This is a genomic window from Pseudomonas sp. LRP2-20 (assembly GCF_024349685.1).
Classification (GTDB): Bacteria; Pseudomonadota; Gammaproteobacteria; order Pseudomonadales; family Pseudomonadaceae; genus Aquipseudomonas.
In genome coordinates this window covers 3,999,979-4,018,436 of record NZ_AP025944.1, presented here as the reverse complement: position 1 = coordinate 4,018,436, position 18,458 = coordinate 3,999,979, and the positions used below count along the sequence as shown (strand labels likewise).

The window sequence follows — 18,458 nt, the reverse complement described above, 5'->3', positions numbered from 1 at the left end:
GGTGTGTTGCTGGCAGCGTCGGAACTGCGAGTGTGCTTTACCTGGAGAGCCAGGCGTTGAAGCGCTCATTCAACTCATCGGAATGATCACTCCACCACTGAGAGTCAACTTGCAACGCGGTAGCAAAATTTTCCGGGCTGGTGGGCAGGTCTGGCCTGACTTTTGGATCGACCAATGCCTGTGCTGAACGCCGGGTTGGCCCATAGGCGATGTAATTGCTCTGGTCGGCAAGAACTGTGCTTTGAGTGGCGAACTTCAGGAAAGCCAGGGCCTGTTCTTTCTTTGGGTTGCCGGCAGGAACTACCCAGGCCTCCATGTCGTACATCTGGCCATCCCAGAGGATCTTGAAGGGTTGTTGTTCTTTCTGTTGGGCGATCACGATTCGCCCGCTGTACGCTGAGATCATGCTGACCTCACCGTCGGCCAGCAGCTGTGGGGCCTGTGCCCCGGCTTCCCACCAAATGGTGTCTTTCTTGATGGTGTCGAGTTTTGCAAAGGCGCGCTCCAAACCTTCTTCAGTCCCCAGCAGGTCATACACTTCCTCGCGGGGTACACCATCAGCCATTAATGCCCATTCAAGATTGACTTGAGGTGCCTTGCGCAGCGCCCGCTTGCCAGGGAAGCGCTTAGTGTCGAATAAGTCTTGCAGCGTACGGGGCTGATCGCCCTTGAATGCTTTGGTGTTGTAGGCCACGACCGTCGACCAGATGTAGCTGGCCACACCGCACTCCGTCAGGGCACCCGGCAGAAAATCCTGCACTGCGGGTGTCCCGTCCGGCGCAGGAGCTAGGGTTGCGGGGTCGATACGTTCAAGTAAACCATTGTTGCAGGCCCGAATTACGTTCGGTATTTCAGCGTCGACCACATCCCAGGTGACCTTCTTACTGTCAACTTGGGTCTTGATTTGGGCGATACCACCAGAGTAATCCTCAGAAATCACCTGAGTACCAGTGGCGGCGGTGAACGGCTTGTGCGCGGATTGGATTTGGGCGTTGGTCAAGTTACCGCCATATGACACAACGGTAAGAGATTCTTGGGCGAACGCGCTGCAGGAAACGATGCTTGAGAGCAGAAGCAGTGTTGCGCTTTTCATGCCTGATACCCCTAATTTTTGTTTTTGTGGGTAATCGTCGAGAGGTCGTTGCACAGCGAGAGCGTAAGCGGCCATGGGACGATCAGGGCCTACTCTCGGCAAAAAAAATCGAAGGTTAAAGCAATAAAATAGAGCCCATTGAGGCGATTTTTTTTATGGCTTCTACACAAAAATTGTCTGTGGGGAGGGTGAAGTGTTCGCCTTGACAAGGCCTTGAGAGCAGAAAGCATTTTAGGTGGGACAGCGCAGTATCCGGTGTTCCGGAGGCTGATCGCGAATGTGCCAACACCATCAAGGTACCTGTCGCTAATGCTCTTGTGCGTTTTTAGCCGCTTGTCTGTGCGCTGGACGAAATCACTCAGGGGCCTTTCTGCGAAGGTTCGGGCGAGGGTATGCAGTGATAAGAAGGCAATTTAAGCAATAAAAAAAATGACCCCTCAGGGCTATTTTTTATTGCTTTTACGAAAGCCTCAAATTTCTGAAAGTAGCAGCCAGATCGCAAGGCCCTCGGATGGTGCAGTCGTCCAAGAGACCGGTTAGTGCGAAGTCTCAACAACAACAATAACCGCGCCGGCTAACAATGCTGGCCCCAGGCAACGTAGGATTTTCGTCATGGGACATTCCAAGCAATTGCCTTTGCAAGGCGTCAATGTCATCGATTTCGGACAGTACATCGCAGGCCCTGCAGTCGCGATGATTCTCGCTGATCTGGGTGCGACGGTTGTTCACATCGACCCGCTGGGTGGGCCTCTCTGGGATAGCCCAGCGAATGCCACGCTGAACCGCAACAAGCTGTGCATGCGCCTGGATCTGAAAACGCCTGAAGGGCTGCAGCAAGCTCGCCAGCTCACCACTCGTGCCGATATCGTCATCGAGAACTTCCGCCCTGGCGTCATGTCCAGGCTGGGCCTCGATTTAGGAGAGCTTCGGCGTGCACGTCCTGAGCTGATCACCTTGTCGATCCCAGGGTTTGCCAGTGATGACGAGCTGCGTGCGCAATGGCGGGCTACCGAAGCCGTTATCGCTTCGGCCTCCGGTGTGTTCACCGACATGGGTCAGAACCGTGTTTTGATGGGCATCAACCCCAGCTTCTCGCCGCTTCCTTTGGCGTCCGCGTATGGAACCATGCTGGCTGTGTCTTCTGTGGTGCTTGCACTGCAGGCACGTGAAAAGAATGGCGTTGGCGATCAGATCGAAGTCCCGTTGGCATCAGCGGTCATGGAAGGACTCTCGTACAACTCGATCAAGATCGACGGCTATCCGCTGCGCTATAAAACTCTGCGTGAAAAGGAGAGCGAGCGTCGCCGGGCCGAAAACCTGCCGATGAACCTGAGCTACCAGGATCTGCAGGAGTTCCTCGATCCGTTCTACCGCACCTATGAATGTGCTGATGGCCGTAAGTTCTACGCCGTGTGCCCCTCGCACCGTGAACATGCCAAGCGCTGCCTGCAGGCAATGGGCATCTACGAAGAAATGGTTGCTGCCGGCTTGCCGAAAGTTGATGACCCCTACCTGCCGATTGCCCGGTGGGAAGGAAATGCATCACTGGGCGTTTACCCGTTGCCTGCTGATTGGGCAGCGCGTATCTCGGCCAGGATGAAAGAAGTATTCCTGACCAAAACAGCCGCCGAATGGGAAGTCATCTTCGGTGAGGGACGTTTCCCTGGTGCGCCGCACAGGTCTACCCAAGAGTGGCTCCATGATGAGCACTCCAATACTGCTGGGTTGATCGTTGAGGTCAATGATCGCGAGTTTGGCCTTATGAAGCAGCCTGGCCCAATCGCATGGCTGGAGGGCTGTTCCGAGCCAATGCTGAAGCCGCTTTCGCGTCGTGATGTGAGCTTCGAGGAAGCGTTGGCAACGCTGTCTGAGAGCCCTGCGCGTGCATTGCCCCCTGCCAAACTCGATAAGCCTGCCGGTTGGCTGGAGGGTGTCAGGATACTCGATCTGACCAATGTTATCGCAGGGCCGCACTCGACATCATTCTTGGGCCGCTTTGGTGCTGACGTCATCAAGCTCGACCCGGTCATGCCCAATTATGATCCCTGGAATACCGTGGTCTTCGGCATGTCGTCGGCACGCGGCAAGGAAAGTGTTCTGGTTGATCTGAACAAGTCCGAAGGCCGAGACGTATTCAATCGTCTGGTGCGGGAAGTCGACGTGATCGTCATGAACGCACCTGATCGCCAGCTGGCACCGCTGGGCCTGGATGAGGCGAGCCTCCAGGCAGTGAATCCTGGTGTGATCTTCTGCCAGCTGGACTGCTTCGGCGGGCCACGTCGCGGCCCTCGTACTGACTATCTGGGGTATGACGATCTTATCCAGGCCACCACCGGGATCATGCTGCGCTTTGGTGGAGGGATGGATACACCAGAAGAACATGCTCACGTCGGCACCATTGATGTGATGTGCGGGTTTGCTGCCGCTCTGGGTGTTGCAACAGCCCTGTATCGCAAGCATCACGCCGGCGAAGCTCACCGGGCCCGCACCTCGCTCGCATCACTGGGGAATCTGGTACAGATCCCGTTCTGCTACGACTATTCAGGTCGAGCACCATTCAACGAGCCGTCCGGGCGTAACGTCGTTGGCTACAGCGATCTCTCTCGGTTCTACAAGACGGCGGATGGTTGGATCTACCTGGATGCCTGCGAGTCAGAGCTGCACAAGTTCTCGGCCATTTCTGAGCTCTCCGGGTTGGAGTCTGCAAGTGATCGCGCATCCTATCTGAACAGCGCTATTGGCCGCATGAGCAGCTCGGTTCTTCAAGAGCGTTTCCAGGCTGCCAACATTGCTGCAGCGGTGCCGGACAACATTGATCACCTGCGCAGCCAATACAGCCGATCCGCTGATGGCCTGCCAGGCACTGAGAATGGAAGCTACTCCTTCAGCATCTACAGCGACCATCCGAGTGGCCATCGGGTGACGCAGCTGGATCCCTACGCCATTCGCCCACGTGTAGCGCGAATTCGAGCGTTGCCACCCGCTGAGAAGTTTGGCGCTTCGACTCGCAAGGTACTGGGGCGCTACGGCTATACCGACGTGCAGATTCAATCGCTCCTGGACGCCGGCGCAATCGGCGAGTCCTGGAGTGAGGAATACCTGCCGAGCTAATAGCTGAGGGTCATCAAGGGGAGACCTATCAGCGTCACCCCTTGCACTCCGATTCACTGATCAAGCGAACACGAGCCCAAGGCAGCTCGCGGGCGCGTTCATGCCCAGGAAATGAGATATAGCCATGACTTACAACAGCATTCTCCCACGCGTCCTGCAAACCGGTGCCGGTGCTAGCCAGCAAATTCACCAAGTTCTGGCCAGCCTCGGCTGCCAAAAACCGCTCATCATCACCGACCGAATGATGGTCGAGCTGGGTTACGCAGGTCGTATCAGCGCCGTATTGGCTGAGCATGGCATTGAAGTTGACGTGTTCTCCGATACCGTGCCGGAGCCCACAGTTGCTTCGATCCAAGCCGGCGTGTCGACCGCCCGGGAAGGGGGTTATGACAGCATCATCGCCCTGGGTGGGGGAAGCCCAATCGACAGTGCTAAAGCGATTGGCATCCTGGCCAAGTTCGGCGGCGTCATGCGCGATTACAAGTTCCCGCGCAACGTCACCGAGATGGGCTTGCCGATCATTGCCATTCCAACAACTGCCGGCACCGGCTCCGAGGTGACCCGGTTCACCATCATTACCGATGAGTCGACTGACGAGAAAATGCTCTGCGTCGGCGCAGGCTTTATGCCCGTTGCCGCGCTGGTCGATTATGAGCTGACCCTCTCGTTGCCGGCTCGGGTGACGGCGGACACCGGTATCGACGCGCTGACCCACGCCATCGAGGCGTACGTCAGCAAGAAAGCAAACCTTTTCAGCGATGCCCAGGCGCTGGCCGCCATGCGCTTGATCGGCCCAAACCTTCGCAAGGTCTATCGCGATGGCTCTGACCGCGTTGCACGAGAGGCCGTCATGCTCGGATCGACCCTGGCTGGCCTGGCGTTCTCGGCCTCATCGGTTGCCCTGGTACATGGCATGAGCCGCCCGATTGGCGCCGCATTCCACGTACCTCATGGGCTCTCGAACGCAATGCTGCTGCCCGAAGTGACGGCGTTTTCCATCCCGTCTGCACGTGATCGGTACGCAGATTGCGCACGTGCAATGGGCGTCGCTAATGAAAGCGACACAGATCAGTCAGCAGTGGAAAAGCTCTTGGAAGAGTTGGTGGCAATCAACGATGAGCTGAATGTTCCAACGCCAGCACAGTTCGGAATCGACCGTGAAAAGTTCTTCGCGCTGATGCCAACCATGGCCGCTCAAGCGCTGGCTTCCGGCTCGCCTGGAAATAACCCTCGTGTGCCCACTGAGGCAGAGATGGTCGAGCTTTACCGCAGCCTTTGGTAATCGAACACCCAACCAATATTTGAATAACAAAAGTGGAGTTTCACATGAATACTGTCGGCCATCTGATTAACGGCGAAGTCGTTCTCGAATCCAAGCGCACCCAAGATGTCTTCAACCCCGCTACTGGCCAGGTGGCTCGCCAAGTTGCGTTGGCATCGAGTCAGACAGTGGAGCACGCCATTGCCGCTGCTGAGGCTGCTTTCCCGGCCTGGCGTGATACTCCGCCGATCAAGCGGGCTCGCGTCATGTTCCGCTTCAAAGAACTCCTGGAGCAGAACGCTGATGCGATCTGCAAACTGATCGGCGAAGAGCACGGGAAAATTTCCCATGATGCGGCAGGCGAACTGCAACGTGGTATCGAGAACGTCGAGTATGCTTGTGGGATCGCCGAGCTTCTCAAAGGTGAGCACAGCAAGAATGTAGGCCCGAACATCGATGCCTGGAGCGAGTTCCAGCCGCTGGGTGTGGTGGCAGGCATCACGCCGTTCAACTTCCCCGTGATGGTTCCGCTCTGGATGATTCCAGTGGCCATTGCGGCGGGCAACTGCTTCATTCTGAAGCCTTCTGAGCGCGACCCAAGCTCCACGCTGTTCATTGCCCAGCTGCTGCAGGAAGCAGGCCTGCCCAACGGTGTGCTGAACGTGGTGAACGGCGACAAGGAGGCGGTCGATATCCTGCTGCGTGACGAGCGTGTCCAGGCGGTCAGCTTCGTCGGCTCGACGCCGGTCGCCGAGTACATCTACACCACCGCCACTGCTCACGGCAAACGCTGCCAGGCACTGGGTGGAGCGAAGAACCATGCCATCGTCATGCCTGACGCCGATATCGACAATGCGGTGAACCAACTCCTGGGCGCTGCGTTTGGCTCTTCTGGAGAGCGTTGCATGGCGCTGTCCGTAGCCGTTGCTGTGGGTGACGCGGCAGCCGATGCGCTGATCGCAAAAATGAAAGAAGCCATGAAGAACCTGAAGGTGGGTGCTTACACCGACAGCAAAAATGACTTCGGCCCAGTGATCACCCGCCAGCACCAGGAAAAGGTCGTTGGGTACATCAACAGTGCTGAAGAGCAGGGCGCTACAGTGGTTGTCGACGGGCGTCAGCCAAACGTTGCTGGTTACGAGGAAGGCTTCTTCGTCGGTGGCACTCTGATCGATCACGTCACTCCGCAGATGCAGAGCTATAAGGAGGAGATTTTCGGCCCTGTTCTTCAGGTAGTGCGTGTCAACAGCATGAAGGAAGCCATGGCGCTGATCGATAAGCACGAGTACGGCAACGGCACCTGCATCTTCACCCGTGACGGCGAAGCAGCACGCTACTTCTCCGACAACATCAAGGTGGGCATGGTTGGGATCAACGTTCCTCTGCCAGTACCTGTCGCGTACCACAGCTTCGGCGGTTGGAAGCGTTCTTTGTTCGGCGATCTTCATGCCTACGGGCCAGACGGTGTTCGTTTCTACACTCGCCGGAAAACGGTTACCCAGCGCTGGCCTTCCTCAGGCATTCGAGAGGGCGTTGAGTTCTCCATGCCGACGATGAAGTAAATAACAGAGCCGAGGTGGGACATCCCACCTCGGCTTTTGCTTGTCTGTCACAAATCGCCCGATAACAAAAAATGTAAGGCTGCGATGATGAACTCCAATGATGCCTCCTCAAAAAATATCAAGACTCAGATTGATCTGCCCCTGATTTTTATAAGTCTGGTTGCCATAGGCCTCAGCGTGGCAGGCTTGACGCTCTATCCAGATCAGTCTTTAGAACTCTCGGGCGTTGTATTTGAAGCGGCGACGAAGTTGTTTGGCGCCAGTGTTCAAATTATTGGATTCGTCTGTGTGGTTTTCGTTGTGTGGATTGCGCTTGGTAAATACGGGAATATCAAGCTAGGCGAAGGCAAGCCCGCCTATGGGAATGCAAGCTGGGTTTTTATGTTTATCTGTGCAGGGCTTGGATCTGCAACCATGTACTGGGCGTTCATGGAGTGGGTCTATTATTATTCTGCGCCAGGCTTAGGTGTTGCGCCGCTCAGTAAGGAAGCACTTGAATACAGTATTGCCTACTCCTTCTTTCATTGGGGTATTACGCCTTGGGCGATTTACGGTATTGCTTCGCTGGCCATGGCGTATCATTTCCATGTGCGAAAAAATACAGGTCTCAGTCTGTCTGCTGCCGTTGAGGCTATCACGGGTCTGAAAGCAACAGGTGCTGTTGGGCGTTTTGTGGATGTGGTGTTCTTGATGTCGACATTTGGTGGGCTGGTGCTCACCATCACGCTGTCGGCATCGACAGTCGGTAAAGGCATATCCATGTTGTTTGGTATCGACGATGGGTATGCGCTGAAGGCGTCACTGGTCTTGGCTGTTACGTTGGTATTCTCGCTTAGCTCATACATTGGCATCGGCAAAGGGATGCAAAAGCTTGCGCATGCAGCATGCGCCTTGACCGTTATCTATGCCGTCATCGTCCTGGTACTCGGGCCTACCGGGTTCACGCTCAACAACATTGCAAACGGGGTTGGCCTAATGCTACAGAACTTTGTGCGTATGAGCCTTTCCACTGACCCTGCAGGCAATGGAGAGTTCGCACGGGGCTGGACGGTATTTTACTGGTTGTACTGGATCACCTACACCCCAGGGGTCGCACTCTTCGTGACCCGCGTGTCGCGTGGGCGCAAGATCAAAGAGGTTGTTGCCGCCATGATTCTGGGCGGCTGCGGGGGGTGCTGGCTCTTCTTCGGTAGTCTGCAGAGCTTTGCGATACATCAGTTCATCTCAGGCGTAGTGGATGCGCCTACCCTCATTAACAGCGTCGGAGGAGAGGAGGTGGTCTCGCTTCTGCTCTTCAGCTTGCCTTTCGGCAAGATCCTCGCGGTTGGGTATTACTTGTTGATGCTGGTCTTCCTGGCCTCGCACCTGGACGCCGTGTCGTTTGCAGTTGCGGCTACCAGCACCAGGAACCTGAAAGAAGGTGATGAGCCTTCGACCACGCTTAGGCTCTTCTGGTGCCTAATGCTGGCAGCAATTCCTCTGGCGATGCTCTACATTGGAGCCCCGTTGCATGCACTCAAGACTGTGGTGACCGTAGCGGCGATCCCGTTCCTGGCTGTGCTGATGGTCAAAATGTACGGCCTCCTACGGTGGATGAAAGCCGACTATGGAAACTCGCCTGCCCATGAGATTGAAATGAGGTGCTCTGAGCTCTCAGAGCTACCGTTGTTGCTCAAAGCTGAGAAAGAACCTGACAAAGCAGCTGCCTGATCATCATGACGAAGAGCGCCCTCGATCTGAGGGCGCTTTTTATTTCAAGGCCATCCTGGCTAGCTATTAGAACAACCACCCCTAAGCTATCATTTTTATTGTTTTTAGTGTTTGTTCTAAGCGTCTATAGTTTTTGGTTTTTTGATTTGAAACTTGAGGTTTCATGTCGCGAACGTTTCTGGTATGTCGCGGGTGGCCAACTGATCGCTAGCGCTCGCGAGATAGTGTTTTGTCGACGTATTCGCTTTGGCGGGTGGGGTCGGAAGTTGTGGGGCTAAGAAATAAGAGGCGATAAGGAAAGTTTTATATGGCTAATGTTTGGCGGGATGGCAGGTGGGTGTTGTTGGGCAGTGCAGTGATACTCACATTATCCCTAGGGATCCGACACGGGTTTGGGCTTTTTTTGTCGCCAATGAGCACACAGTTCGGTTGGGGGCGTGAGGTCTTTTCGTTCGCGATTGCTATTCAAAACCTGGTGTGGGGGCTCGCACAGCCTTTCGCAGGTGCACTTGCCGACAGGTATGGTGCCGGAAAAGTAGTTGGAGCTGGCGGCGTGTTGTATGTGGTGGGTCTGGTCTGCATGAGTTTTTCCGACTCACCCTCGACGTTGATGATGAGCGCAGGCGTACTCATCGGCATTGGCCTATCCGGCACGTCATTCTCGGTGATCTTGGGGGTGGTGGCTCGGGCACTACCGCCGGAGAAGCGCAGCACAGGAATGGGCCTTGCAAGTGCGGCGGGATCCTTTGGCCAATTCGCGATGCTCCCAGGCTCTCTGGGGCTGATCCAAGGGATTGGCTGGGAGAAAGCTTTATTGGTTCTGGCATTGTTCGCCTCTGTGATTATCCCGTTGGTCGCTCTGTTGAAAGACAAACCAATCGAGCGTCAGGAAGGTGACCAGACCATGACAGAGGCCCTTCGAGCTGCAAGCTCCAGCCCTGATTTCTGGCTCCTCACGTTTGGCTTCTTTGTATGTGGATTCCAGGTCGTCTTTATCGGCGTCCATTTGCCGGCCTATTTAATGGACAAGGGGCTGACTGCTCAAACTGGAACCACTGTTCTGGCACTCATCGGGCTATTCAATATTTTTGGCACCTACACAGCCGGCTGGCTCGGCGGGCACCTGTCCAAACCCAAGCTGCTCACGGCTCTCTACTTGCTTAGAGCAGCGGTCATTGTCGCCTTTGTTTCTGTCCCGGTGAGTAACGTCACGGCTTACCTGTTTGGGATGGCAATGGGCTTTCTCTGGCTTTCAACCGTCCCACTGACAAATGGAGTCGTCGCCTCGGTATTCGGTGTTCGCAACCTTTCAATGCTTGGCGGGCTCGTCTACCTGTTCCACCAAGTGGGCGCATTCCTGGGGGGGTGGGTCGGTGGGGCGGCTTACGACATCACTGGGAGCTATGACCTGGTCTGGAAGGCTGCGGTTGTCCTGAGCCTGTTCGCTGCTGCAGTCAACTCGGCGGTGAGAGAGAAGCCAGTTGCGGAGCTTCGCACCAGCGTTGCTGACGTGTAGTAAGGAGGCTTTCTGCAGGCGCTCGTTCACCTTCATGGGCGCCCGGCATCGTTTTCGGCCTTCAACACAAATTGAACGTCAAGACCAGCGTTCGGGGCCTTGGGCTCAGGATCGAGTTTGAACACCGTTTCGAATCAGGCCTTCCCCTGTACTTGGTCTTTACAGGGGCGGCTTGCATATCCACTTTCCGAACGCCACGGCGATGCGAGCCCTGGAACCACCCTCTTCGTGCCCGTGCTGAACATCGAGGGTTTCAGGGATGGGTTGCTCAACAAACGCTATGGCTCCAGTCGAAGCCCGTCATCCGCCTGAGGCTACTGAACCCGCCAGCCTCAGGCCATTTGGCGCTTTGCGAGGCTATCCGTCATCGCGGCCATTGCTAATTTCGCGGGTTCCGCTAACTTATACAAAACCTGTACAAAATTGAGGTGTTGTACATGTTTTGCCAGTGGCCTTTGACCCTTTACTTTGACGGGGCCTGCCCATTGTGCGCCAGAGAGGTGGCCTTCCTGCGCAGGCGTTCAACGGCAGCAAGGCTCATCCTGATCGATATTGACGGTGATGACTTCGATCCCACTCGGTTCGGCCTGACGATTGAGCAACTGAGATCGTGCTTGCACGCAAGGTTCGCGAACGGTCAGTGGGTAACAGGCTTGGACGCTACACTTTGGAGCTGGCGTGCTGCCGGTGTGGGGATGTGGGCAGCTCCACTGGCTTGGCGTCCGCTCCGTCCTTTGCTTTCGGTTTTGTACAGGTTGTTCTGTCTTTTAAGGCCAAGTTTGGCATGGTTACCCCATCCCGAGGGTAGGCAGCGTTGCAAAGGCGAGGCATCAAAATGTCACATTCGCTAGCCGAGCATTATCGCGAAATCCTTGTTGGCGTTGGTGAAAACCCACAGCGAGAAGGGCTTTTGGACACGCCTCAACGCGCTGCCAAAGCGATGCAATATCTATGCAATGGCTATACCCAAAGCCTGGCTGAGATAGTCAATGGTGCTTTGTTCGAAAGTCACAATGATGAGATGGTGATCGTTCGCGATATTGAGCTGTACTCATTGTGCGAGCATCACATGCTGCCGTTTATCGGCAAAGCGCATGTCGCCTACCTTCCAACAGGGCGAGTACTAGGGCTTTCCAAAGTGGCGCGCCTAGTCGATATGTTTGCCCGCCGTTTGCAGATTCAAGAGAATCTGACTAGACAGATTGCGTGTGCCATGCAGGAAGTGACTGATGCGGCAGGGGTCGGGGTAGTTATCGAGGCCAAGCACATGTGCATGATGATGAGAGGTGTAGAAAAGCAAAATTCAGTGATGATTTCATCGGTAATGTTAGGTGAGTTTCGAGACTCGCCGACTACCCGGCACGAGTTCCTCAAACTCATTGGTCGAAACACCTGATATCTGATACTGAACCGTATAGGAAGGGCGAGCCAATGAGTGCAGTTTCCAGTACGTTATCTCCAAGTCGCTTTGCAGTCCTTGGTTACGGTGGCTTGCTGCCGTTTGTTGGTGTGGCACTGCTGATGTGTTTGGCGACTGATTATCGAGACCTCCTGTCTGTTGCATTGGTTGGCTACGGGGCGGTGATATTGAGTTTTGTCGGGGCCCTGCATTGGGGGTTCGCTATGATATTACAGGGGTTACCTGCGAACGAGCGGCAGGTGAGGCTCGCGTGGAGTGTCATTCCAGCACTCATCGGTTGGGTTAGCATGTTGTTACCTGTGTCATGGGGCTGCTTGGTATTGGCCTTTGGCTTCATTGGGCATCTTTGGCAAGATCGTAAATGGGTTGATATTGTGCCTGGGTGGTATTGGCCTATGCGAGTACGTTTAACCATCGTGGCAAGCGTGTGTTTGCTTGTTGGTGCGCTTGTGGTGGTCTTTTAAAACTGAAATAACTATTCCGATGTTAGTGTCTGAGTCATCACTGAGGCATTACCACCTAGACTAGGCTAGCCCTTTGGTTGGGGCTTGTTCGGGGCCTGACGCTATTAACTGACTACATGACTTTCTCAAACGTATCGATGGTCGGTTGTTCGGCCAGCATGCTTGCAGCTTTTAAGGAAAAATTTAGATAGTGCGGCTGCAGCGTGTGTTCATCCAAAGATTTCTGACTTTTCCAGATCTCATAAATCATGAAATCAGTAGGTACATCCTCTGATCGATGTAGGGTGTACTGGATACATCCCTCTTCTTTTTGAGAGGCCTCGACCAAGCTGCGGAGCTCGGTGAGTAGGCCTTCTTCCAGACCTTCTTCCGCTTTCAATCTAGCGATAATCACAATGGGTGAATTGTTGGGCATACGATCTTTCTCCAAAGCGGGAAGCCGGTTTACCGAGTGATGACGACTTTACCTATAGCCTTTCCGGACTCCAGGCGTGCATGAGCTGCTTTTACACCTTCCGCTGTGAACGGATGTCGTTCGTCTATAAGGGGCTTGACTAAGCCGCGATCCACCAAACTGCTCAGCTTTGTAAGAATCTTGCCGTGATGACTACGGTCAAGATCATGGATGATTGAAACCGCCATGAAGACCAAGTCCAGCCGTAGTGCCTTGAAATGCATATCTGTGAGGTCGTAGGTGTCATAGCCGATGATGGATATGACGTGGCCCTTGAGCTTGGCAGCCTTCAGCGAGTTTGTGAGCACGGCGCCGCCGAGCGTATCGAACACTGTGTCAAAGCCAGAGCCGTTGGTAATACGGCTGGTGTATTCTTCTGGCGATTCTTCCCGGTAGAAAGCGACATCGTCGGCACCCAGGGAGCGGGCAATCTCTGCTTTCTGTACAGTCGAGACCGTAGTGGCAACACGGGCTCCCATGAGTTTTGCCAACTGAATGCCGATGTGGCCGACGCCACCCGTTCCACCATGAACCAAGACTGCATCATCCGGCTGGATGGAGGCTCGATCAATCAAAGCTTCCCAGGCAGTGATTGCCACGAGCGGAAGACTCGCCGCATCAGCAAAATGCAATGAGGCGGGCTTGAGAGCGATCAATCTTGCGTCGGCTTCAACTTTCTCCGCCAAGGCGCCAGGAATACCCACGATTCCTCCGACGCATCCATAAACCTCATCACCTACCTTGAATTGGCTAACGCCTTCACCCACGGAGCTGATGATGCCGGCGACGTCCATATGCAGGATGGCTGGAAAGGTGAGACCTGCGGTGCCTTCGCTCCCGCTGCGAATCTTGGTATCAACCGGGTTAACACTGGTGGCCATAACATCAATGACGACGTGGCCTGGGCGTGCTGAAGGGGGAGCTGTTTCGATTTCTTCAAATACTTCCGACTGGCCGTGCTGGTTTATCACGATTGCTTGCATCGATTATCGCTCCGCTTGAAAACCCAAAATCTATCAGCAATGCAAATTCGCGAATATGCTATTCTTGTTGCTTCATTCGGTCTTAAAAGTTGTTAATTTTTATGCTCGACTCCCTTGATGAGCTTCGCTTGTTTCTTGCCGTTTATGAGGAGGGAACCATCCGTGCGGCGGCGCAGCGACTGGGTCTCACAGCGGCGGGAGGGAGCAAGAAATTGCTTGCCCTTGAGGATCGACTAGGGCGAAGGCTTTTTAACAGAACGACTCGGAAATTAAGTCCAACCGCTGATGCCGAAAAGCTCCAACGGTTTGCCAGGCAGATACTGGATGGCGTCATGGAGGCGGAGCGGACTTTTTCTGAAGCGCAGGACGTCTCAGGATCTTTACGTATCACAGCTTCTGCCACGTTCGCACAGGGCTACCTTGCTCGAGTGCTGAGCAGCTTTCTAGCTGCCTATCCGAAGGTTGTAGTAGATCTTCACCCTACCGACCAGGTCGTCGATGTCGTTGCAAAGGGGTTCGATTTGGCCATCCGTCATGGGGTGTTGGCGGATTCTTCCATGATTGCCCAGCGTATAAGCGATTCGCGGCGAGTAATTTGTGGTGCTCCCGGGTATTGGGACAAGGTCGGGGTACCCCGGTTGCCTAGAGACCTTTCGAATCTGGATGGTCTCATTGTGGGGAAAGAGGTTAATTGGTCACTGTCCAAAGGTGGTAGCCAGCAATCGATCAAGATCAAGCGCCGATTCGAATCGAGCCAGGCGGAGGTCGTCAGGCAGATGGCGTTGGATGGCCATGGCATCGCGCTCTTGGCAGACTGGCATGTCAAACCCGATCTTGTATCAGGTAGGTTGGTCGAGGCGTTGCCCGATTGGAATGTGGAACCGAATGTAGGCGTCTATGCCGTGTACCCGTCCAGGGAGAATATGGCCCCACCTGTGCGAGCGTTCATCGAGCACTTCAAAGAATGGGCTACGATCCATCCGATCGAGGCCGAGGTAAAGTGAGTCGCGCCCAGGCGCATGAGTTGGCCAACGGTTATGCTCAGGCCGAGCAGCGGGACAGGCCCAGAAGCTCTGGGCCAACAGTGCAGGAGGCCATTGCACTCAATGATCTAGACGAGGGCGAAGTCCGTTATCCGGCCGTTCCCGTCGATCGCTACTGTGAGCACCTGAGGGTCGCCAAGGGCTAAATCCAACTCCGTATACGCAAACTGCCAGCGCAATAGCCTCACATCACCCCAAGTCTCACATTTTTCGGAAGGGCCAAACAGACGCTCGAGTTCACTCAATGTGGATTGTCCGCGAATGACGAGTTTCAGTTGCTCTTCAACCGGGGTTGAACTACTGCTGCAGTCTTCGAGCAGCATCTGATGCTCTAGAACGTTCAATAGACGATATGAATCCGCTCGCATCGACTCAATAGGCTCCGAGTAACAGATCGTTAGTTTGTAGAACAATTAGCAATGGACGCGGATTCTAATCATGGAATGTACCGAATGGTACAAAAAGGCGACAAGGGGTAGCGTGCAACCTGATTAGCGCTGTGGCAATTCTGCTCAAGCCGCAGGAGAGATGAGCAAGCATTCGTGTGAAGCGCCCCTGGTTTCCCGGGCATTCTCCAGGCTCACAAAATGGCGTTTCTCATACCGCTGGCGACAGCTGCATGCACTGCCGTGTCGGCGTTCAAAGAAGCTCAAGAAAGCGCTCGATCGCCGGAGTCACTCGTCCTGCATCCCAGATGTACCATAACTCGGAATAGGCGCCCTCATCGGCCAAGGGCCGGAAACACACCGTCGGCATGGTCAGGTTGGCAATTGATGCCGGAACGATACCGTACCCCAAGCCTGCTGCCACGAGCCCGAGGATGCTTGCCACCTCGGGTACCTGCCATGCCACCTTGAGCGTTACTCCAGCGCGCTGCGCCAAGGTGCTGACGATTTGCTGAATAGCAAAGTTGGAAGGGTCGCTGAAACTGATCAAAGGTTCGTCAGCCAGCTCGGAAATAGTCAATAGCGGCTTCACCAGCAAAGGGCTGTCACTTGGCAAAGCCACGATCAGCGGATTACGCACACCGGCTTTTTTAACATGGTTCGGCGCGAGCACTCCGAGAGGGCCACGCACGACTGCGATGTCGATTTCACCACGCAGCAGTGACTGCAGTTGTTCCTCGATACGCTGTTCATCGAGCGTCAACGCAATGCCGGGAAACCTATGGCGCAGGCGCTTGAGCAGTGCAGGAAATTCAGGCTCGAACATCGCCGAACCGATATACCCCACGTGGATCGATCCCAGCTCGCCTCGTGCTGTGCGTTGAGCGACTTCGTTGGCGTGCCGGTGCATGGCAAGCAGGCGCTGCACCTCTGTTCGATACGCTTGCCCTGCGATCGTCAGCTCGATGCCACGCTTGCGGCGCAAGAACAGCTGCACGCCTGTTTCCGTCTCCAGCTTCTTGATTTGCTGGCTAAGAGCCGGTTGCGCAATACCCAGCCGCTCAGCAGATTTACCAAGATGAAGGGTTTCGCACACGTCGAGAAAGTAGGCCAGGCGGCGCAGGGAAGTGTTCATGAGCTAATCATAAGTTTTTTCTTATCGATAATGCACCTTCTGCTGTATGGTTTCAGCGCTCTTTTCCCTTCATCGTTTACCTCATCTTACGTGCAGCCAAGCGAGGTAACGACCCATGGAAAAGCAGCCTATCAATGACCTGCGCACTGCCCTGGCACGATTGCAGGCACATCCGGGGCAACTGCTGGAAACCAGTCACCCTGTGAGCCCCAAAGCGCAATTGGCCGGGGTATATCGCCGTGTGGGGGCAGGTGGCACGGTCAAGCGACCGACTCAGCTTGGCCCGGCGATGATCTTCAACAACATCGAAGGCTATCCAGGCTCACGGGTTCTGGTCGGGTTGATGGCTAGCCGCGAGCGGGTGGGCCTGTTGCTGGACAGCGCGCCCGACAAGCTTGCAGAACGCATGGGTGAGGCAGTCCAAAATCCAATCGATCCGGTGATGGTCGACCGTGCCGATGCACCGTGCCAAGAGATCGTGCTTGATGCCCGCGATCCTGACTTTGACCTGCGTACCCTACTGCCGGCGCCGACCAATACTGCTGAAGACGCAGGCCCGTTTTTCTGCTTGGGTCTGGTGCTGGGCAGTGATCCGGATGAGGGGCATACCGATGTGACGATCCACCGACTTTGCGTCCAGGATCGCGATAAGCTGACGATCTTCTTTGCTCCAGACCGCCATATCGATCACTTCCGTCAGAAGGCTGAAGCCGCCGGCAAGCCCCTGCCGATTACCATCAACATGGGGCTCGATCCCGCCATCCCAATCGGTGCGTGCTTCGAAGCACCGACCACGCCGCGGGGTTTCGATGAACTGAAAATTGCAGGGGGCCTGCGCGGCCAGGGTGTCGAGCTCGTTGACGCGGTGACCGTGAAGCAAAAGTCGATCGCCCGAGCGGAAATAGTGATCGAGGGTGAGATCCTCCCGAACGAGCGGATGCGCGAGGATATCAACACAGATACGGGGCACGCGATGCCTGAGTTTCCCGGCTACAACGGCCCGGCCAATCCTTCTCTGCCGGTCATTCGGGTCACCGGCGTCACCATGCGGCGCGGGGCGATTCTGCAAACCCTCGTCGGGCCCGGGGAAGAGCATACAAGCCTTGCAGGTATCCCTACTGAGGCCAGTATCCGAAACGCCGTCGAACTGGCGATGCCAGGCTTCTTGACCAATGTTTACGCTCACACCGCCGGCGGCGGGAAATTATTGGCGATCCTTCAGGTTGCCAAGCGCAAGGCAAGTGACGAAGGGCGTCAACGCCAGGCTGCGCTTATCGCACTGGGTGTGTACCGGGAACTGAAAAACGTGATCATCGTGGATGAGGATGTAGACCCCTTCGACTCCGACGATGTGCTGTGGGCCATGCAAACCCGCTATCAAGGCGACATGGACACGCTCTTCATCCCCGGCGTTCCGGGGCATGTGCTGGATCCTTCGCAGGGGCCTGAATACAACCCCGCGCTTCTGGTGCGTGGCCTGACCTGCAAGACCATCTTCGACTGCACCGCGCCGTTCCACTTGCGCGATCATTTCACTCGTGCGGAATTCGTCGACGTCGACCCACATCCATACGCGCCAGAGCTTTTCCCACGGAGTAACGCATGAGTAGTTCACGACAGCGTCTGGTAGTCGGCATCAGCGGCGCTACTGGGATTATTTACGGCATCCGGGCCCTGCAAATGCTGAAGGCACTTGGGGTCGAAAGTCACTTGGTGGTATCCAAGGCGGGCGAGATGACGCGCGCATACGAAACGGATCTCAGCCGTGATGAGTTGTACTCACTGGCTGACCATGTGCACCGGATTGGAGACGTGGGAGCAAGCATTGCCAGTGGCTCGTTCCGCACCCTGGGCATGCTGATAGCCCCTTGTTCGGTACGTACCTTGGCTGAGGTTGCCAGCGGGGTCACGACCACGCTGCTTACGCGGGCGGCGGACGTCGTGCTCAAAGAGCGGCGCCGGTTGGTACTCATGGTTCGTGAGGCTCCGCTGCACTCAGGCCATTTGCGCAACATGCTGACTGTGAGCGACCTGGGAGGCGTTATTCATCCGCCAGTGCCGGCATTTTACACGCGCCCTAAAACGCTCCAGGATGTTGTCGATCATTCGGTAGCACGTGCGCTCGATAGCTTTGGATTGGAAGTAGAGGATATGCCGCGCTGGGGTGAAAACATTGATGTCTCGCCCAGTGCCCGCAAACACACCGAAACCACCGTCAACTAGCAATCGTCCATCTGGATGTGGCGTTTCAGCGCGACATACGCCAACGGGGCCCGGCAACGTGTAAAAAACGCCGCCGATCAGTGCCACGCTGAGCGTT

Annotated in this window: 16 protein-coding genes and 1 pseudogene; 12 read left to right on the top strand and 5 right to left on the bottom strand. The window is 55.5% G+C overall.

Translation table 11 applies throughout. From position 1 onward, the window contains the following. Positions 1-37 precede the first annotated feature (37 nt). The gene (locus OCX61_RS18015; protein WP_261940744.1) at positions 38-1,168 is read right to left on the bottom strand and encodes an ABC transporter substrate-binding protein; all 1,131 of its coding nucleotides are present in this window, start codon (positions 1,166-1,168) and stop codon (positions 38-40) included. 537 nt (positions 1,169-1,705) lie between these two features. Here OCX61_RS18015 and OCX61_RS18010 point away from each other — a divergent pair. The 9 genes and pseudogenes from OCX61_RS18010 (at position 1,706) to OCX61_RS17975 (ending at position 12,137) form a co-directional block, all read left to right on the top strand. Then, positions 1,706-4,204 carry a CoA transferase gene (locus tag OCX61_RS18010; protein ID WP_261940743.1) on the top strand — a complete coding sequence of 833 codons (2,499 nt, stop codon included), beginning with the start codon at positions 1,706-1,708 and terminating at the stop codon, positions 4,202-4,204. Positions 4,205-4,328: 124 nt separating this feature from the next. After that, a complete protein-coding gene (locus OCX61_RS18005) occupies positions 4,329-5,486 on the top strand; it encodes an iron-containing alcohol dehydrogenase (protein WP_261940742.1) in 1,158 nt (385 codons plus the stop codon). Positions 5,487-5,530: 44 nt separating this feature from the next. After that, a complete protein-coding gene (locus OCX61_RS18000) occupies positions 5,531-7,027 on the top strand; it encodes a CoA-acylating methylmalonate-semialdehyde dehydrogenase (RefSeq protein ID WP_261940741.1) in 1,497 nt (498 codons plus the stop codon). 87 nt (positions 7,028-7,114) lie between these two features. Continuing rightward, the gene (locus tag OCX61_RS17995) at positions 7,115-8,737 is read left to right on the top strand and encodes a BCCT family transporter (RefSeq protein ID WP_261940740.1); all 1,623 of its coding nucleotides are present in this window, start codon (positions 7,115-7,117) and stop codon (positions 8,735-8,737) included. Positions 8,738-9,044: 307 nt separating this feature from the next. Next, positions 9,045-10,253, top strand: a complete 1,209-nt coding sequence (locus OCX61_RS17990; protein ID WP_261940739.1) for an MFS transporter — start codon at positions 9,045-9,047, stop codon at positions 10,251-10,253. Positions 10,254-10,351: 98 nt separating this feature from the next. After that, positions 10,352-10,547, top strand: a pseudogene (locus OCX61_RS27385) (glyoxalase superfamily protein); the annotation flags it as partial. Positions 10,548-10,690: 143 nt separating this feature from the next. Further along, positions 10,691-11,104: a thiol-disulfide oxidoreductase DCC family protein gene (locus OCX61_RS17985; RefSeq protein ID WP_261940738.1), complete on the top strand. Its 414-nt coding sequence runs from the start codon at positions 10,691-10,693 to the stop codon at positions 11,102-11,104. After that, positions 11,089-11,649 (top strand): GTP cyclohydrolase I FolE, encoded by a 561-nt coding sequence (folE, locus tag OCX61_RS17980; protein ID WP_261940737.1) that lies wholly within the window; start codon positions 11,089-11,091, stop codon positions 11,647-11,649. The genes OCX61_RS17985 and folE overlap by 16 nt, the downstream gene beginning before the upstream one ends. A 35-nt stretch (positions 11,650-11,684) precedes the next feature. Continuing rightward, a complete protein-coding gene (locus tag OCX61_RS17975; RefSeq protein ID WP_261940736.1) occupies positions 11,685-12,137 on the top strand; it encodes a DUF3429 domain-containing protein in 453 nt (150 codons plus the stop codon). A 112-nt stretch (positions 12,138-12,249) separates the two neighbouring features. On the opposite strand, the gene OCX61_RS17970 is transcribed toward OCX61_RS17975, so the two are convergent. Both OCX61_RS17970 and OCX61_RS17965 read right to left on the bottom strand, forming a co-directional pair. Continuing rightward, positions 12,250-12,552 carry a putative quinol monooxygenase gene (locus OCX61_RS17970; RefSeq protein ID WP_261940735.1) on the bottom strand — a complete coding sequence of 101 codons (303 nt, stop codon included), beginning with the start codon at positions 12,550-12,552 and terminating at the stop codon, positions 12,250-12,252. Positions 12,553-12,581: 29 nt separating this feature from the next. Continuing rightward, positions 12,582-13,574 carry a zinc-binding dehydrogenase gene (locus OCX61_RS17965; RefSeq protein ID WP_261940734.1) on the bottom strand — a complete coding sequence of 331 codons (993 nt, stop codon included), beginning with the start codon at positions 13,572-13,574 and terminating at the stop codon, positions 12,582-12,584. Positions 13,575-13,675: 101 nt separating this feature from the next. Here OCX61_RS17965 and OCX61_RS17960 point away from each other — a divergent pair, with 101 nt between their 5' ends. Further along, positions 13,676-14,578 (top strand): LysR family transcriptional regulator, encoded by a 903-nt coding sequence (locus OCX61_RS17960; protein WP_261940733.1) that lies wholly within the window; start codon positions 13,676-13,678, stop codon positions 14,576-14,578. A gap of 107 nt (positions 14,579-14,685) precedes the next feature. Here OCX61_RS17960 and OCX61_RS17955 read toward each other — a convergent pair whose 3' ends face one another. Both OCX61_RS17955 and OCX61_RS17950 read right to left on the bottom strand, forming a co-directional pair. Then, complete coding sequence (locus OCX61_RS17955; protein ID WP_261940732.1) at positions 14,686-14,940, bottom strand: hypothetical protein; 255 nt, start codon at positions 14,938-14,940, stop codon at positions 14,686-14,688. 316 nt (positions 14,941-15,256) lie between these two features. Further along, on the bottom strand, positions 15,257-16,138 hold the full coding sequence (locus OCX61_RS17950) for a LysR substrate-binding domain-containing protein (protein WP_261940731.1): 882 nt from the start codon (positions 16,136-16,138) through the stop codon (positions 15,257-15,259). A 115-nt stretch (positions 16,139-16,253) separates the two neighbouring features. On the opposite strand from OCX61_RS17950, the gene OCX61_RS17945 reads away from it, so the two are divergent. Both OCX61_RS17945 and OCX61_RS17940 read left to right on the top strand, forming a co-directional pair. Further along, a complete protein-coding gene (locus OCX61_RS17945) occupies positions 16,254-17,744 on the top strand; it encodes a UbiD family decarboxylase (protein ID WP_261940730.1) in 1,491 nt (496 codons plus the stop codon). Continuing rightward, positions 17,741-18,361 carry a UbiX family flavin prenyltransferase gene (locus tag OCX61_RS17940; RefSeq protein ID WP_261940729.1) on the top strand — a complete coding sequence of 207 codons (621 nt, stop codon included), beginning with the start codon at positions 17,741-17,743 and terminating at the stop codon, positions 18,359-18,361. The genes OCX61_RS17945 and OCX61_RS17940 overlap by 4 nt, the downstream gene beginning before the upstream one ends. The last annotated feature ends 97 nt before the right edge of the window (positions 18,362-18,458 follow it).

Bases quoted from the DNA above. Each gene is read 5' to 3' on its own strand.
- OCX61_RS18010 (WP_261940743.1), top strand. From the start codon at position 1,706: ATGGGACATTCCAAGCAATTGCCTTTGCAAGGCGTCAATGTCATCGAT.
- OCX61_RS17995 (WP_261940740.1), top strand. From the start codon at position 7,115: ATGAACTCCAATGATGCCTCCTCAAAAAATATCAAGACTCAGATTGAT.
- OCX61_RS17965 (WP_261940734.1), bottom strand. From the start codon at position 13,574: ATGCAAGCAATCGTGATAAACCAGCACGGCCAGTCGGAAGTATTTGAA.
- OCX61_RS17960 (WP_261940733.1), top strand. From the start codon at position 13,676: ATGCTCGACTCCCTTGATGAGCTTCGCTTGTTTCTTGCCGTTTATGAG.
- OCX61_RS18005 (WP_261940742.1), top strand. From the start codon at position 4,329: ATGACTTACAACAGCATTCTCCCACGCGTCCTGCAAACCGGTGCCGGT.
- OCX61_RS17990 (WP_261940739.1), top strand. From the start codon at position 9,045: ATGGCTAATGTTTGGCGGGATGGCAGGTGGGTGTTGTTGGGCAGTGCA.
- OCX61_RS18000 (WP_261940741.1), top strand. From the start codon at position 5,531: ATGAATACTGTCGGCCATCTGATTAACGGCGAAGTCGTTCTCGAATCC.
- folE (WP_261940737.1), top strand. From the start codon at position 11,089: ATGTCACATTCGCTAGCCGAGCATTATCGCGAAATCCTTGTTGGCGTT.
- OCX61_RS17950 (WP_261940731.1), bottom strand. From the start codon at position 16,138: ATGAACACTTCCCTGCGCCGCCTGGCCTACTTTCTCGACGTGTGCGAA.
- OCX61_RS17945 (WP_261940730.1), top strand. From the start codon at position 16,254: ATGGAAAAGCAGCCTATCAATGACCTGCGCACTGCCCTGGCACGATTG.
- OCX61_RS17985 (WP_261940738.1), top strand. From the start codon at position 10,691: ATGTTTTGCCAGTGGCCTTTGACCCTTTACTTTGACGGGGCCTGCCCA.
- OCX61_RS18015 (WP_261940744.1), bottom strand. From the start codon at position 1,168: ATGGCCGCTTACGCTCTCGCTGTGCAACGACCTCTCGACGATTACCCA.
- OCX61_RS17975 (WP_261940736.1), top strand. From the start codon at position 11,685: ATGAGTGCAGTTTCCAGTACGTTATCTCCAAGTCGCTTTGCAGTCCTT.
- OCX61_RS17970 (WP_261940735.1), bottom strand. From the start codon at position 12,552: ATGCCCAACAATTCACCCATTGTGATTATCGCTAGATTGAAAGCGGAA.
- OCX61_RS17955 (WP_261940732.1), bottom strand. From the start codon at position 14,940: ATGCTGCTCGAAGACTGCAGCAGTAGTTCAACCCCGGTTGAAGAGCAA.
- OCX61_RS17940 (WP_261940729.1), top strand. From the start codon at position 17,741: ATGAGTAGTTCACGACAGCGTCTGGTAGTCGGCATCAGCGGCGCTACT.